This is a genomic window from Pontibacter rugosus (assembly GCF_042678745.1).
Classification (GTDB): domain Bacteria; phylum Bacteroidota; class Bacteroidia; order Cytophagales; family Hymenobacteraceae; genus Pontibacter; species Pontibacter rugosus.
In genome coordinates, this window is record NZ_JBHTLD010000019.1 from 1 (window position 1) to 16,210 (window position 16,210).

The window sequence follows — 16,210 nt, forward strand, 5'->3', positions numbered from 1 at the left end:
CTCTCTGGTACCAAACCAGAGAGGGCGTTTATATTTATACTTACAAATTTATACTTATTCCGCAGAGCTTACTTCGGCTGTGCGTTCAATTTTCTTCACAAGGCCTTGCAGTACTTTACCCGGGCCACACTCAACAAAATGTGTGGCTCCATCAGTTACCATCTGCTGCACCGATTGCGTCCAGCGTACCGGAGCGGTTAACTGGTGTATCAGGTTTTGCTTGATTTCTGCTGGATCAGTGTGCGGCAAGGCATCTACGTTCTGATAGATGGGGCAAATACCCTGGCTGAAGGTTGTTTCTTCTATCGCTTTTGCTAGCTCTACTTCCGCAGGCTTCATCAGCGGGGAGTGAAAGGCACCGCCAACAGGTAGCGGCAAAGCACGTTTTGCACCTGCTTCCTTCATTTTCTCGCAGGCTATTTCAATGCCTCTGTTAGAGCCTGAAATTACCAATTGGCCGGGGCAGTTATAGTTAGCAGCCACAACCACTTCGCCTTCCACAGCGGCACATACTTCTTCTACTTTCTCATCAGCCAAGCCAAGTATGGCAGCCATACCAGAAGGGCTAGCCTCGCAGGCAGCCTGCATTGCTAGTGCCCGTTTAGAAACCAGGCGCAAAGCATCTTCAAAGCTTAACACCTTGCTTGCCACTAGAGCCGAGAACTCACCAAGCGAATGGCCTGCCACCATTTCTGGCGCAAAGTCTTTGGCAACTACAGCCTGCGCCACAGAATGCAAAAAGATGGCTGGTTGCGTTACTTTTGTCTGCTTCAGTTCCTCGTCGGTACCATGGAACATGATGTTGGTAATATTAAAGCCAAGGATTTCATTCGCCTTGTCAAACAGCTGCTTTGCCTCTTCGTGCTGCTCATATAGGTCTTTGCCCATCCCTACAAACTGTGACCCTTGCCCAGGGAAAACGTATGCCTTCATCAATTATATGTTTATCGTTATTCTTTCTCTTTCAAAGCTGCCTGTTCAAAGTCCTTAGCTCGGTTAAGTAAAATACGATAGCACACACGTACTTGCATATTTCTACTTAGGCACAAATTTACAGACATTGGTTAAGCTACAAACCTTGCCCTTTGTGCCGGGCTTGGCAGCATGCAGCTCTCCGTGCGACCAGCAATTCTGTAGCGGTTTTTAGCTACAAGGCGGTACACAAAATCGCGGAAAGATAACGGAATAATGCGAAAAACAGAAAGTAAGGATAACGGAAAATCAAGATAACCGGCAATACGCAGCGCTGCTTCAGACTCTGCATAAAGCTTGCCCTTGTCAAAAAACAAGATAGAATCCGGCATAATTTCCGGCAGTTGTTGCGTAGGCACCAGGGCTTCCAGTGCACCAGACTGCAAGGCTGCAAAGTATAAGTTTTGCTGCTTGTTATGCTTCAGCACGATTTGAACACTTCCTTGGCAAAAGCCACAGGTGCCATCATAAAAAACAATGGCTTTCCCCTTTAGCTGCTCTATCTCTTTGGATGTCATTATCTTACAATTTCAACCCAACCTTTATACTTGGCTCGGGCTTTTGATGGATCTAGTGTAAAGAATTCTACTTCAGCCTCATAGTAGTAAGTGCCGTCTGATAAACGGTTGCCATCTTTGTCTGTGCCCGGCCAGTTGATGCCAGTATCGTTGCCTTCATACACCTGCACACCCCATCGGTTAAATACTTTGAACTTCATGCTTCGGATAAAGGCACTGCTTTTTGGCCTGAACACGTCGTTTAAGTTATCGCCATTTGGGGTTATTATGTTTGGCAGCATAAAGGCGATACAGTTGTCTTTGCAGACTTCGTTACTAAACACACTCTCTCTTCCGTTTATATCAGTAGCTGTTACTACATAGCATCCTGCAAAAGATTGTAAGCCTGTATGTGTATACGTGGTAGCCGAGGTTGTGTCTAGCCTTGTAAACTCACCATCCAGCGTAGGCTTAAAGTATAACGTATAGTAGTCTATCTCATCTGTACAATCAGGAGAAATGTCCGGCACCCATGTAAGCACGTTCTGGTAAGGCGGTTCAGTTGGGTTCTGGTTAAACTGTTCACAATCCAGCAGATCTATACTTAACGTAGGCGGGCATATCAGTTTTGGCATGGTAACGCATACACGCTGGCTATTGTTCAGGAGTGGGTTAGGCAGATTTTCAATACTGTAGCTTCCTCTTGTCTGCACATAATAGCAGTAGTCTTCCCCACGCAATAATTCCTGCCCTCCAAAAGTACCTCTGTCAGTATAAGAGCCGCTGTTGCCGGTTACTGTTACACTATCTATCAGTACAAAGTCATTCCCAACACGCCGGTAGATGTGATGGTTATAGGTACTATTATTCCAAGGCACATCGTAAGTCCAGTTCAACTGAAACTCTTTTGCATCGCTATCAGATGCTGTTACAGTTAAATATACGCTGGATGCCTCCGTATCCTCCCGAAGTGAGGTAGGCGCGTCTCCCGGAGTAGGCGCTTGATAAAACTCCAGTTTGTAGCGATAAGCGTTATCTACAGTATTTAGGCCAGTATCAACAAAAGACAGATCATTCATATCTTGTGTTCTCTTCACCTCGGTATAGCCATCCCCTGGCCCCATACCTACTTTGCGGTATAGGCGATACTCAAGTGGAGGTGTTAAATTCTCCACTTCCATTGGCTCTGTCCACTTTACAGTAATTTTCCCGTTGGTTTGGTCCGTTTCGTCTACCGTTACATTAGTTAAGTATGGGATGTCCTGGTCTATTACCACACAAGATTCATTGGAGGCAAGGCTTTCACCAAAACCAGAGGCAGGGAAAGTTGCATAGATAATGTAGCAGTACGTAACTCCTGCTTCAAGCCCTGCACCACCGTTATCATCGAAGAAAGTCACTTCTCCGGCATCTACCTCTCCTATCATGACATAGCCTGTAGAGGCAGGCACCCCGGTCTGGCAATTATCCGGTACGTAATTACTTGGTCCTTCGCGGCGGTAAATACGGATTTTACTAGCGTTAGGGCAAGTGTACTGATCCCAGGTTAAAGTAACAGAACTATTGGAAATTTGAGGCTCGTTCAGCACCGGAGGTGGCCCAACTACTCGAATGTTCCATGCCTGCACATCAGCCAAGCGTTCCGTCGCTGTAGATCTAACATCTTCTGCGCGAAAAATAACTTGGTGTGGACGATCCTGTATGTCTTCACAAGTGGTAGGCCAGGTAAATGTACCTGTAGTCAAGCCGGGTGACTGCACAATGTTGGTCAGGGTGCCCGGGTTTACCAACCTGGCTGGAGGCACAATACCCCCACCGGCAATTGTTAAATTAATGATATCATTATCAGGATCTGTAGCTCTTACTAAACCGCGGAAGACAGTACCAGCCACGACACAAGTATCTTTAGGCTCCAGAATTGGGGGCTTGTTGTCAGATTTCTCTACTTGTATTCTCATATCTCGAATCACCTCTCCAATTTTAGAATACTGCCCATTTGGTCCCCGACGCCATTCTTCAACAACATAGGCAATGTTGTAGGATCCGACTTCGCACGGTGAATTCCATTCCAACTGGCCCGTATAAGGATCTAAGGTAAAATAAGAAGAAGCGCTTCCATCTGATGTTGGGCATTGAAAAGTATTGGAGGGTAGCGTATAACCTGGTACTGTAGTGATTGTGTTTCTGGGCTGCTGTAAGTATTGCGGTGCAATAAGTCTAAAAACAAGACTATCACCATCAGCATCATAAGCACCAGGGTTATGAGTAAAACGCTGGCCTATCACTGCATCATCTATTGGCTGCACCGTTAATACAGGTGTGCTATTGAGAGAAGTTCTTAAAGAGTTTATGCTTATTGTAGTTGCTATAAAAAAGGAAAACTGTTGAGACGGAGCTGCCAGATTTAGTATGCCGTTGTCTCTATTCTCTCCTATCCAATAAGTTGTATACTGTCCATCAGATGGATAAGTATACTCCCACTCAAAGATCTCCTGATCTGTCTCGCTATTAACCTGTATTTCACTCTTACGATCTACGTTGATTACAACTCCAGGAACACCTGGATATATTAAGATTTGCTGATCATCGGCTTGAGCATTATGAACAGTATAAATAGTCATTCTGAAAAAGAAGCGGCGGGGGTTGGGATTAGCAGTAGTATCCTTCTTAGCAATGATATCTCCTGCTTTTAAATGCGTAGCCTGCACTTCAGTATAAGACCCGACCAGCAACATTAACAATACCAACAAAAGACTGCTACGCAGCAGGAAAATTAGGCGTAATCGTTTTGGCATATATCGTAAGGGTTAAGCAATAACAATTAAGTATGTAGTAAACTTAAAAAAAGCTATTTTATTATCAACAAAAAGAGGTATTGCTGGTTTAGATTGTACGGGTTTTAGGTGGTACGCAAGGCAATTTAGATTGATTCAAAATATGATATTAATATTGGTTTATATAACCCCTGCTTGTACCTTTGAGAATTAAAAAAGCTTACTAACTTAACCTATAACTAATACAGATGAATTGGTTTACTAAAACGTTTTCCAGTACAATTGGGCGCAAGATCGTTATGTCGATTACGGGTCTTTTTCTGTGCTCTTTCCTGGTAGTACACCTTATTGGTAACCTGCAGCTCTTTAATGACGATGGTGGGGCAGCCTTTAACCTCTACTCTTATTTCATGGCTAACAACATAGTTATCCGTGTTATGGAAATTGTGCTCGTGCTTGGCTTTGTTTTTCATATTTATGATGCATTTGTTCTTAGCCGCAAAAATAAAACGGCTAGGCCAATTGATTATGCAGAGCAACGCCCACAGGAAAACAGTACCTGGTCATCTCGCAACATGGGCCTTTTAGGTACAGTTATTCTCGTATTCCTTATCATTCACCTATGGAACTTCTTCGTGCCTGCCCGTTTTGGAGCCGATGGTGGCCTAGAAGGTATTGTTATTGAGGATGTGGAGTATGAAAACCTTTACCTTAAGGTAATTCAATCTTTCCAGATCTGGTGGTATGTGCTTATCTATGTTATTTCTATGATAGCGCTTGCTTTCCATTTAATTCATGGCTTTCAGAGTGCATTCCAAACGCTTGGCCTTGATCATAAGAAGTATACACCGTTTATTCAGGCTTTTGGATATGCCTTTTCTGTATTAGTGTGCTTAGGCTTTGCGGCCATACCACTATACTTCTTCTTTAAATTCTAACTGTCTATTATTTTACTATGATATTAGATTCTAAAATCCCAGAAGGCCCAGTAGCTGAAAAGTGGGACAACCACAAATTTAATGTGAAGCTGGTTAACCCGGCTAACAAACGTAAATACGATATAATTGTAGTAGGTACTGGCCTTGCCGGTGCTTCTGCTGCTGCTACTTTCGGTGAACTGGGTTATAATGTAAAGGCATTCTGCTTTCAGGATTCTCCTCGCCGTGCTCACTCTATTGCAGCACAAGGTGGTATAAACGCTGCTAAAAACTATCAGAATGATGGTGACTCTGTTTTCCGCCTGTTCTACGATACTGTAAAAGGTGGAGACTACCGCTCTCGTGAAGCAAACGTGTACCGCCTGGCACAAGTATCGGTAAATATTATCGACCAGTGCGTGGCACAAGGTGTACCTTTTGCACGAGATTATGGCGGGTTGCTTGCTAACCGCTCATTTGGTGGAGCGCAGGTATCACGTACGTTCTATGCCCGTGGCCAAACAGGACAGCAGTTGCTTTTAGGTGCTTACTCTGCACTTAACCGCCAAATTGCCTATGGTAAGGTTAAGATGTTCCCTCGTACTGAAATGCTTGATCTTGTTCTTATAGACGGCCAGGCTCGCGGTATTGTGGTACGTAACCTGATAACAGGTAAAATAGAATCTCATAGCGCACACGCAGTTGTGTTAGCAACAGGTGGTTACGGCAACGTATTCTTCCTTTCTACGAATGCGATGGGCTCTAATGCAACAGCAGCCTGGAGAGCACATAAAAAAGGTGCTTTGTTCGCTAATCCTTGCTTTACACAGATTCACCCAACCTGTATTCCAGTATCTGGCAGTTACCAGTCTAAGCTTACGCTAATGTCTGAGTCACTACGTAACGATGGACGTGTGTGGGTGCCTAAAACTATAGAAACTGCTGAAAGATTAAGAAAAGGCGAGATAAAAGTTTCTGATATTGCTGAGGCAGATCGTGATTACTACCTGGAGCGTAAGTATCCTGCCTTCGGTAATCTGGTTCCACGTGATGTGGCTTCCCGTAACGCCAAATTAGTGTGTGATGAAGGTCGTGGTGTAGGTTCTTCTGGCTTGGCTGTTTACCTTGATTTTGCTGATGCTATCAAGCGCGATGGTCAGCCGGCTATAGCTGCCAAGTATGGTAACCTCTTCGAAATGTATGCGAAGATCACGGATGAGAATCCATACGAAAGACCAATGCGCATTTACCCTGCTGTTCACTATACAATGGGTGGCCTTTGGGTAGATTACAACCTGATGACTAATGTACCGGGATTATACGCTGCTGGTGAGTGTAACTTCTCTGATCACGGTGCTAACCGCCTGGGTGCTTCTGCGCTAATGCAAGGTCTTGCTGACGGTTACTTTGTACTTCCGTACACTATCGGTGACTATCTGGCTAAGATGCCTTACGACAAGGTTCCTACAGATCACCCGGCTTTCATTGAAGCAGAACAAGCTGTAATTGCTAAAAACAACCAACTGCTTTCTATCAATGGTACGCGCACAGTTGATGAGTTCCACAAAGAGCTTGGTCTGGTAATGTGGGAGCACTGCGGAATGGCTAGAAATGCTGAAGGTCTTACGTTTGCAAAGCAGGAAATCCGCAGAATACGCGATGAATTCTGGCGTGATGTGAAAGTGACAGGTGTTGGCGAAGAGCTAAACCAGACACTGGAGCGTGCAAACCGGGTAGCTGACTTCCTGGAGCTAGGCGAACTGATGGTAGACGATGCACTAAACAGAAGCGAATCGTGTGGTGGTCACTTCCGCGAGGAATCTCAGACACCAGAAAACGAAGCGTTGCGAGATGACGAAAACTACGCTTATGTGGCGGCCTGGGAGTTTACCGGTGTAGGTAATGAGCCAGTTCTGCACAAAGAAGAGTTGACGTTTGAAAACGTAAAACTGACGCAGCGTAGCTACAAATAATTAAATGGATAATTAAAAATTAGAAATTCAAGATTAGAAATGAAATGCTTCCAAAATTTGTTTTAAAGAAGCGTCAGTTCTAAATAATTTCTAATTCGTAATTTTTAATTTCTAATTGAAAATAAAATGGCTGGTAGTAATCCAAATGCTAAACCAATGGACCTAACACTGAAGGTTTGGCGCCAAAAAAATAGAGATACAGCAGGTCAGTTAGTTACTTATCCAGTAAAAGGGGTGTCTCCGGATATGTCTTTCCTGGAAATGATGGACGTACTGAATGAAGACTTGCAAATAAAAGGTGAAGAGCCTATCGCATTTGACCACGACTGCCGTGAAGGTATCTGTGGTATGTGTAGCTTATTCATCAACGGCCGTGCACATGGTCCGGAGCGTGGCACTACAACCTGCCAGTTGCACATGCGTCACTTCAAAGATGGCGATACCATTACTATTGAGCCTTGGAGAGCTGCAGCTTTCCCCGTTCATAAGGACTTGATAGTAGACCGTTCTGCCTTCGACCGTATACAGCAGGCAGGAGGTTACATATCTGTAAACACAGGTGGTGTGCCAGATGCCAATGAGATTCCTATTCCAAAAACGATTGCTGACAAAGCTTTTGATGCCGCTACCTGCATCCAATGCGGAGCTTGTGTTGCTGCATGTAAGAATGCATCTGCCATGTTGTTTGTAAGTGCCAAAGTATCTCAGCTTGCCTTATTACCACAAGGTAAAACAGAGCGTAAGACACGTGTAGAGAACATGGTTGCCCAAATGGATATCGAAGGCTTTGGATCTTGTACAAACACTGGTGCTTGTGCTGCCGAATGTCCTGTTGGAATCTCGCTTGAGAACATCAACATGCTTAGAAGAGAGTTTATTTCTGCGAAGGCAACTTCTGAAAACTTGTAAGCATTAGATTTTATCCTATATCTATAGGAAAGGCGGGGCAACTAGTGTGCTCCGCCTTTTTTAATTTAAGAAGCTGGTTAGTTAAATCAAGAAAAATAGCTTCTTGTACGCTACTAAACTATAACTAAGAGCCACTAAAGCTGTTAAGGTTATAAATTTTGCAACTTATGATCACATTAATATCAGGTACAAACCGACCTGCCTCCAGATCTAAAGCTATCGTAAATCTTTATGCAGCGATGCTGAAAGAGCGTGGCGTTCCATATCAGGTATTAGATCTTGCCGAACTACCGGATGATTTTATTGTTTCTGCTTTATACAAGAATACCGGGAAAAGCGAGGAGTTTAACAGACTCAGCCATATGATAACTACGACAGATAAATTTGTGTTTGTCGTGCCAGAGTATAATGCTTCGTTTCCTGGAGTTTTAAAAGCTTTTATTGATGGGCTTGCCTACCCATGTACTTTTAAAGATAAGAAAGGAGCTTTGATAGGCTTATCTTCAGGTATGCAGGGCAGCGGCTTGGCGCTAAGCCACCTGACAGATATACTGCATTACTTAGGTATGAATGTAATGCCTCTGAAGCTAAAACTTGCCCATATTGACAAGAACTTTGATGGTAAAGCTATAACAAACCAATTTTACCAGGAGCTACTGGAGCAGCATATAGATGACTTTATTAAGTTCTAAGTCCACAAAAGATACTGCATAAGAGTATTCTTAGTATAAAAAGAGAGGGAGTGGCCATGTGGCCACTCCCTCTCTTTTTATACTATAGAAATAAGGTGAAGCTTAGTCTACATTATCATGCAGGAAGCGGTTATCACCAAGAATCTCATTGTCGTCATTCAGGTTAAAGCGAGAGATATTACGCTCTGAAGAATGAGCTACTCTATCCAGCGCAACGTTGCGACGCAGGTAAGCTGGCGTATCAAGCTTCTCTTTCATCGCTTCAGTTGTGATCTCAGAGCTAAGCATACGAAGGCGCTCACGGCGCTCTTCAGCACGGCGAAGCATTAACTCACGCTCCTCTTCTACTTTGCGTTGTGCTGCCTCTCGCTCTCGTACTAAACGCAACTCTTCTTCCTCACGTTGCGCACTGGCGTTGTTCTGGAAGTTATTGTTGTCATTATAGGTGCTGCCATCCAATGTAAACACTGTACGCTGTGGTTGAGCCTGCTGTGGCTGCTCAACCGGACGACGTGGTGCATTATCAAAACCTTGAGACTGCTGCTGCTGGGGCTGCTGTACCTGAACACTAGGCTGAGGCGTAACAACTGGTGCCGGTGCAACTGGTTTAGAAACAAAGGCTGCAACTTCCTGAGCAGGCTCAGGTTTAGCAGGCTCTACTACTTCAATTTTTTTTTGGCTGTCCAGGTCAAATACTGTTTTCTTCGGCTCAATTATGCTTTCTGCATCGCTTGCGAAACCAGTAGCAATAACAGTAACGCGGATGCTTTCACCCAGTGTACCGTCAATACCATGTCCGAAGATTACTTCTGCTTCCTGACCAGCTTTATCCTGGATATACTCAGTAATTTCAGTTAACTCATCCATTTCAAGCTCAGCCTGCTCACCTGACATGATAGAAAGCAAAATTTTCTGAGCACCGTGAATATCTGTGTTGTTGAGCAATGGAGATGAAAGTGCTTCTTCAGCGGCACGAAGGGCACGCCCTTCACCCTCTGTCGTTGCAGAACCCATCACTGCAGCCCCAGAGTCTTTCATTACAGTTTTAACGTCTTCAAAGTCAACGTTTACTTCAGCCGTTACCGTAATAATTTCAGCAATAGACTTAGCTGCAGTAGTTAATACGTTATCTGCTTTAGCAAAAGCCTCACGTATCGTAAGGTTACCGAACATCTCACGCAGCTTATCATTCAGGATCACCAGAATGGTATCGCAGTTTTCGCTCAAGTCTTTAACTCCGTTCTCGGCAGCAACTTTTTTCTTTTTACCCTCAAAAGCAAAAGGAGCAGTTACGATACCTACTGTCAGAATACCAAGTTCTTTGGCTACCCTGGCAATAACAGGAGCAGCACCTGTACCGGTACCACCACCCATACCTGCAGTAATGAACACCATCTTCGTATCGTTGCTCAGCATCTCACGAATTTCTTCCTTGCTCTCCAAGGCAGCCTGTTTACCTTTTTCAGGGTTTGCTCCTGCTCCTAACCCCTCTGTAAGATTTTCACCTATCTGCAAACGGTTCGGCACACCACTGCTTTGCAGTGCTTGTACGTCTGTATTACAGATAATGAATTCCACATCCTTTATTCCCTGGTTATACATGTGGTTAACGGCGTTACTACCACCGCCCCCCACGCCAATAACCTTTATGATAGACTTGTTGCTGGCTGGCAAGTCAAAAGTGTAAGCTGATGTCATACTAATTTCTCCTGCTCTAATGGGTTAATAACTTTGTTTGTTGTCTATGTCGTCTGATAAAAAGCCTTTCAGCTTTTGCAGCAAGCCCCCGCCGCTACTAGTGGATCCTGAACTCTTCTGCTCTACAGGTTTAGCATAAACCTGCTCTTCCACATTGTTGTAATAATCCACACGCTGATCTAATGGCTGATAACCTGCCAATACAAGACCTACACTTGTAGCGTACATTGGGCTCTTTACAGACTCCACTTTTGAACGACCTAGATGCTCGTTCGGATAACCGATACGCGTATCCATGCCTGTAATATACTCAACTAGTTGCACCAGGTTCTGCAACTGTGCACCTCCCCCTGTAATCACGATACCTCCTGCCAGGCTATTAGCATAACCAGAACGTACAATCTCAGCGTAAACCAGTTCCACAATCTCTTCCATACGGGCCTCAATAATGTAAGCCAGATTTTTCAAAGATATTTCTTTTGGCGTACGGTCACGAAGTCCAGGAATAGAGACAATCTCATTTTCTGAGGCTTCGTCTGCAATGGCTTTGCCGAACTTCACTTTGAGCTGCTCTGCCTGATTCTGCATTACAAGGCAGCCCTGCTTGATATCAGAGGTTATAATGTTTCCTCCAAAAGGTAGAACTGCCGTATGGCGAATGATATTGTCCTTAAAGATAGCCAAATCTGTTGTACCACCACCAATATCTACTAAGGCAACACCTGCTTCTTTCTCCTCATCACTTAAAACAGACATGCTGGAAGCAAGTGGTTCTAGTATAAGCTGGTCTATCTCCAGGCCTGAGCGCGTGATGCACTTGTTAATGTTGTTGATGGCGTTCGACTGTGCCGTTATAATATGGAAGTTCCCTTCCAGGCGTACACCCGACATTCCTACCGGATCCACAATGCCTTCTTCATAATCTACCTTGTACTCCTGCGGCATCACGTGGATGATCTCGCTTCCAGGAGGCGTTACCAGACGGTACATATCATTGGTAAGGCGATTTACATCCTCCACCGTAATTTCATGGTCCGTTACCTGGCGCGTGATGCTCCCGTTGTGCTGCAGGCTCTTGATGTGCTGCCCCGCGATACCCACGTTCACCACACCGATGTTGATTCCTGATTGTTCTTCCGCTTGGCGGATCGCTTTTTTAATGGCTTCGACAGTTTTATCAATATTGCTCACAATACCACGTACCACGCCCTCCGACACGGCTTTGCCCATGCCCAATATCTCTAACTTGCCAAACTCATTTTTACGACCTACAAGTGCGCAAACCTTGGTTGTCCCAATATCCAAGCCTACTACTATTTTGTCGTTCTGCATATCTGTATCTGTTATTCGCAAATAATCTGATCTTCGTATTCCACGTTCACTCTTTTATAGCGGTCCCACCCCATAGTAGGCAGCACTTCCTTATATAAAACAGCTAACTTCTTAAACTTGTCTTCTACTTTCACTGGTTTTCCAAACTCGATAGTATGGTCACCTAACTGCGGCAAAAAAGAAACTTTGCCATTACCATCTATATGCATCTGCACTAGTTGGGCATTCCAGAACTCGTCCTGCTCTATAAACTGCAATAAGTCAAGATAAGACTGACCTAGAGAGTCTTGGAAAAACCCTTTGTCAGATGATCTAATTAGAGCTGACTTTGTTATTGGGATTACACGAGCGGTATATCTATCGGAGAGTGGAAGTATGTTTCCCTCTGCATCGATGTAAACATCTTGATCTGATCGTATAATTCTAGCAATTGGCCTGTTCTGTTTTACACTTACCTGGATATTTCCATCTAATCCTCTGTATACCTCTGCATCTTTCACAAATTTGTGAGATTCAATGCGCTTTTCTAGGTTTTTCAGATCGATGAATTGGTTTGAAAGGCCTTCGAGTTTGCGCTCACCTTCACGTGTTAGCAAGTCCCGAACTTCCTTATCCCCAATAAAGTAATTGTTGTACTCATTATCAATATTTATTGACACTTTTTCACAGGTTTTTTCATTTTGCCGTGAAGATGCAAAACCTGCCAGTGCGCCGATTGTTATTAAACTACAACCTGCAAAAATTAAAGATTTTATTCTACTATTCAAGCCCACCTCCGTTATTTTCTAAGATATTTTTTATAGGCCTTACCAAGGTATCAATATCTCCGGCACCAATTGTCGCTAAAACATCAAAATTAGTGTTTAATCGCAGATTTCCCACTACTTCTTCTTTTCGCATCAATGTTTTTTCTGAGCAGCTAACCTGGTTCAGAATTATGTCAGAAGTAACACCCGGAATTGGTTTTTCACGTGCCGGATAAATGTCCAACAAGATCAACTCATCGGCATTGCTAAGGCTTTCAGCAAACTCCACTGCAAAGTCTCTCGTGCGGCTGAAAAGGTGCGGCTGAAATATCACTCTTATACGCTTATTTGGGTACAGCGCCCGCAGCGAACTCATAAATGCATCAATCTCTTTCGGATGGTGCGCGTAATCGTCAATGTATATTTTTCCGTTGCCTTCAAATACAAACTCGAAGCGGCGCTTTACTCCCGAAAAGGCCTCCACACCTGCTTTTATTTTATCCGCTGATACATCAAGTACCTGCGCTGCAAGTATGGCTGCCAGTGTGTTCTCAGCGTTATGAAACCCTGGAACACCCAGCCTTAAATCCTTTATGTCGCCAAGCGGGCTTTTTATATCAAAATTAAACCAGCGGCCATTAATTGTAAGCTCCTGAATCCGTGCTTCTCCCTGGTTCAGACTATAGGTTACCACCTTCACATCATTCTGAACCTGTGCTGTTAAGCGAGGGTCTACAGATTCATGAATAAACAGGAATCCACCAGGTTTGACCTGGCTTATAAACTTTTGAAAGGTGCGGATCAGTTCTTCCTTGTCTCCGTAAATATCCAGGTGATCCGGATCTGCAGAAGTAACAATGGCTACATCCGGATACAGCGTCAGAAAAGACCGATCATACTCATCTGCCTCTACCACTACTACCTCCCGGTCACCCGTTCCTTTACCTACCAGCAGGTTTGAGTTTAAATTTGTAGCTATCCCTCCCAAAAAAGCGGAGGTATCAACACCTGCATGGTGTAACAGGTGCGCCACTATACTTGATGTAGTTGTTTTACCGTGTGTTCCGGCAACCGCTACGGTGTACGCAGAAGCTGTTATGATACCCAACACTTCTGAGCGCTTCTTGATAGTATAGCTTTGCTCCTTCAGGTAAGCCCACTCTGCATGCTCAGCGGGTATGGCAGGAGTTAGCACTACCAGCGTTTTATCTCTATGCTGGATAACTTCCTGAGGCAAATGCTTCACATCATCCTCATAGTGCACCACTATACCTTCCTGCTCGAGCGCCTCGGTTAAGGCAGTGCGGGTTTTATCATACCCCCACACAGGAAAACCCTTGGCCTTAAACCAACGTGCTATGGCGCTCATACCGATGCCGCCAATGCCCAGGAAATAGATATAGCTGTAGTCTTCCAGTTTCACTTGATTAGCTTAATTAGTTCTTTGACTATATCGGCTGCCGCGTTTGGGCGTGCCATTTTAAGTATATTCTGCTGCAGGCGTTGCTGCTCCTGTTCATCTTTTATCAATAGCAAAGCCGCAGATACTAATTTATCGGCTGCTTCTGCATCGCGCACAAGTATGGCTGCCTGCTGCTGCACAAGCGCCATGGCGTTTTTAGTTTGATGGTCTTCTGCCACATTAGGCGAAGGCACTAAAACGGCTGGCTTACCCGCCAGACAAAGTTCTGAAATAGATAATGCCCCAGCCCTTGATATAACTATGTCAGCAGCAGCATAAGCTAAATCCATGGTTCTGATAAAATCAAAAGCACGAACTCCCTTCTCTTCATACTTGGCTGCAAGTGTTTGTGCCTGCGGGTAAAACGGTTTGCCTGTTTGCCAGATAAGTTGATAACCAGCTTCAGTTATACTTGCCAAACCCTCAGCTATACTTAGGTTGATGGTTCTGGCTCCCAAGCTTCCTCCTATTACAAGTATTGTTTTTTTCTCGGGGCTTAAATTAAAATGGCCGAGTGCCTCTTCTCGCTTACCCTGTAACTGCATGATGTCAGACCGCACAGGGTTACCGGTTAATACCAGTTTATCTGCCGGAAAGAAGGACTCCATGTTTGGGTAAGCCACACATACTTTCTGCACCCGCTTTGCTAGCAGCTTATTGGTGATACCAGCATAAGAATTCTGCTCCTGTATCAGCGCCGGAATCTTACGGGTGGTGGCTGCATACAACAGTGGTCCGCTGGCATAGCCACCAACTCCTACCACGGCATCCGGTTTGAAATCGTTAATAATCTTATGCGAAGCTCGAATGCTTGAAATCACCTTGAGCGGGAAAGACAGATTATCTAATGTGAGGCGGCGCTGAAGCCCGCTTATCCATAGGCCAACAATTTTATAGCCAGCTTCCGGTACACGGGTCATTTCCATGCGCCCCTTGGCACCCACAAAAAGTATCTCTACCTGCGGATTGATCGCACGCAGTTCGTTAGCAATAGCCACCGCCGGGTAAATATGCCCGCCAGTTCCGCCGCCGCTGATAATCACACGATATGATCTTCTGGTATCAGGCATTCACAGGTGTGTTTAAAGGTGCTTTTACAGGAGCTCCAACAGCAGACTGCTCCGCTTCAAGGTCCTGTCGGCTCACGCTAAGTATAATTCCGATAGAAATACCGGTAAAAATCAGTGATGTTCCTCCCATACTTAATAACGGCAAGGGCAAACCAGTAATTGGACCTAGTCCTACGGCAACAGCCATGTTCACCATACCCTGAAGTACTAAGCTGAAACTTAAGCCTGCAGACAAGAGCCCCCCAAAGGCACCGTTGCTTTTGCTAACTGTAACTAAGCCACGGTACAATAGCGCCAGGTATAAAAACAGCACAACGACACCTCCAACCAAACCATATTCTTCTAGTATGATAGCATAGATAAAGTCTGAGTATGGGTGGGGAAGTATATCGCGTTGGTCGCTGTTGCCGGGGCCTTTGCCCACAACTCCTCCTGTGGCAATGGCAATATATGATTGCTCTAGCTGAAACGGCACCTCATTCGGGTCCATGAAATCCTGCACACGGCTAACGGCTGTACCCATACGTTGGCCAAGAGCCAAAGCAGAACCGCCTACTACAACTCCTATCAAAACCACGGTTGCCAGGTATTTGAAAGGTACGCGCCCAATAAACATCAGGAGCATACAGGTAGCGAAAAGCAAAATAGCTGTTGAGGTATTTGTAAGTGCGATTAGCGCGCAAATAAAGACCGTCCAGATAAGCATTGGAACCAGCGTGCTCTTCCAGTTCTCCAGGTACTGCTGTTTCTTCGACAGCATACTTGCCAGGTAAGATATCAGGGCCAGTTTGGCTAAATCCGAAGGCTGGAATGTTTGATTGATTACAGGAATCGTGATCCAACGAGATGCTTCGTTGATATTAGACCCATAGAAAAAGGTAATGATCAACAAAGGTGCTGAAACAATCAGTGCCACTAAGGATAGCCTTGAGTAGTAACGATACGGCACCTTGTGGGCTGCCCACATAAAGGCTAGGCCAACGATAATCAGAAACGTATGCTTGAAAAGAAAATACTCTGTATTCCCTTCCATTTTTTTGTAAGCCAATGTACCAGTGGCAGAGTATACCACTGCCACGCTGATCAGCGAAAACGCGATCACTATCCCCCACAGTACGGAGTCACCTTTCAGGTTCTTCTGTAACCACTCCTTTATCATCCCTTTGGC

General features: G+C 44.7%; 13 protein-coding genes. 4 read left to right on the forward strand and 9 right to left on the reverse strand.

All coding sequences use genetic code 11. From position 1 onward, the window contains the following. Positions 1-54 precede the first annotated feature (54 nt). From fabD to ACFQ2O_RS03820, 3 genes are all read right to left on the reverse strand, one after another. Positions 55-933: an ACP S-malonyltransferase gene (gene fabD, locus ACFQ2O_RS03810; protein WP_377523081.1), complete on the reverse strand. Its 879-nt coding sequence runs from the start codon at positions 931-933 to the stop codon at positions 55-57. Between the two features lie 131 nt (positions 934-1,064). Then, positions 1,065-1,490 (reverse strand): thiol-disulfide oxidoreductase DCC family protein, encoded by a 426-nt coding sequence (locus tag ACFQ2O_RS03815; RefSeq protein WP_377523082.1) that lies wholly within the window; start codon positions 1,488-1,490, stop codon positions 1,065-1,067. Further along, positions 1,490-4,264 (reverse strand): T9SS type B sorting domain-containing protein, encoded by a 2,775-nt coding sequence (locus ACFQ2O_RS03820; RefSeq protein ID WP_377523083.1) that lies wholly within the window; start codon positions 4,262-4,264, stop codon positions 1,490-1,492. Before ACFQ2O_RS03820 ends, ACFQ2O_RS03815 begins: the two co-directional genes overlap by 1 nt. A gap of 227 nt (positions 4,265-4,491) precedes the next feature. Between ACFQ2O_RS03820 and ACFQ2O_RS03825 the strand changes: the two genes are divergently transcribed. The 4 genes from ACFQ2O_RS03825 (at position 4,492) to ACFQ2O_RS03840 (ending at position 8,734) form a co-directional block, all read left to right on the forward strand. Continuing rightward, a complete protein-coding gene (locus tag ACFQ2O_RS03825; RefSeq protein WP_377523084.1) occupies positions 4,492-5,181 on the forward strand; it encodes a succinate dehydrogenase cytochrome b subunit in 690 nt (229 codons plus the stop codon). A 17-nt stretch (positions 5,182-5,198) separates the two neighbouring features. After that, on the forward strand, positions 5,199-7,133 hold the full coding sequence (locus tag ACFQ2O_RS03830; protein WP_377523085.1) for a fumarate reductase/succinate dehydrogenase flavoprotein subunit: 1,935 nt from the start codon (positions 5,199-5,201) through the stop codon (positions 7,131-7,133). Positions 7,134-7,289: 156 nt separating this feature from the next. Beyond that, complete coding sequence (locus ACFQ2O_RS03835; protein ID WP_377523086.1) at positions 7,290-8,042, forward strand: succinate dehydrogenase/fumarate reductase iron-sulfur subunit; 753 nt, start codon at positions 7,290-7,292, stop codon at positions 8,040-8,042. A 167-nt stretch (positions 8,043-8,209) separates the two neighbouring features. Beyond that, on the forward strand, positions 8,210-8,734 hold the full coding sequence (locus ACFQ2O_RS03840; protein ID WP_377523087.1) for an NADPH-dependent FMN reductase: 525 nt from the start codon (positions 8,210-8,212) through the stop codon (positions 8,732-8,734). A 102-nt stretch (positions 8,735-8,836) separates the two neighbouring features. Here the strand turns inward: ACFQ2O_RS03840 and ftsZ are convergent, their stop codons facing one another. The 6 genes from ftsZ to ACFQ2O_RS03870 are packed head-to-tail and all read right to left on the reverse strand — an operon-like array spanning position 8,837 to position 16,201. Then, on the reverse strand, positions 8,837-10,432 hold the full coding sequence (ftsZ, locus tag ACFQ2O_RS03845) for a cell division protein FtsZ (RefSeq protein ID WP_377523088.1): 1,596 nt from the start codon (positions 10,430-10,432) through the stop codon (positions 8,837-8,839). A 24-nt stretch (positions 10,433-10,456) separates the two neighbouring features. Continuing rightward, positions 10,457-11,764, reverse strand: coding sequence for a cell division protein FtsA (ftsA, locus tag ACFQ2O_RS03850; RefSeq protein WP_377523089.1), 1,308 nt, complete (start codon positions 11,762-11,764; stop codon positions 10,457-10,459). An 11-nt stretch (positions 11,765-11,775) separates the two neighbouring features. Continuing rightward, a complete protein-coding gene (locus ACFQ2O_RS03855; protein WP_377523090.1) occupies positions 11,776-12,537 on the reverse strand; it encodes a cell division protein FtsQ/DivIB in 762 nt (253 codons plus the stop codon). Then, on the reverse strand, positions 12,524-13,933 hold the full coding sequence (murC, locus tag ACFQ2O_RS03860; RefSeq protein WP_377523091.1) for a UDP-N-acetylmuramate--L-alanine ligase: 1,410 nt from the start codon (positions 13,931-13,933) through the stop codon (positions 12,524-12,526). The genes ACFQ2O_RS03855 and murC overlap by 14 nt, the downstream gene beginning before the upstream one ends. After that, complete coding sequence (gene murG / locus ACFQ2O_RS03865; protein ID WP_377523092.1) at positions 13,930-15,042, reverse strand: undecaprenyldiphospho-muramoylpentapeptide beta-N-acetylglucosaminyltransferase; 1,113 nt, start codon at positions 15,040-15,042, stop codon at positions 13,930-13,932. The genes murC and murG overlap by 4 nt, the downstream gene beginning before the upstream one ends. After that, complete coding sequence (locus tag ACFQ2O_RS03870) at positions 15,035-16,201, reverse strand: FtsW/RodA/SpoVE family cell cycle protein (protein WP_377523093.1); 1,167 nt, start codon at positions 16,199-16,201, stop codon at positions 15,035-15,037. The genes murG and ACFQ2O_RS03870 overlap by 8 nt, the downstream gene beginning before the upstream one ends. Between the last annotated feature and the right edge of the window lie 9 nt (positions 16,202-16,210).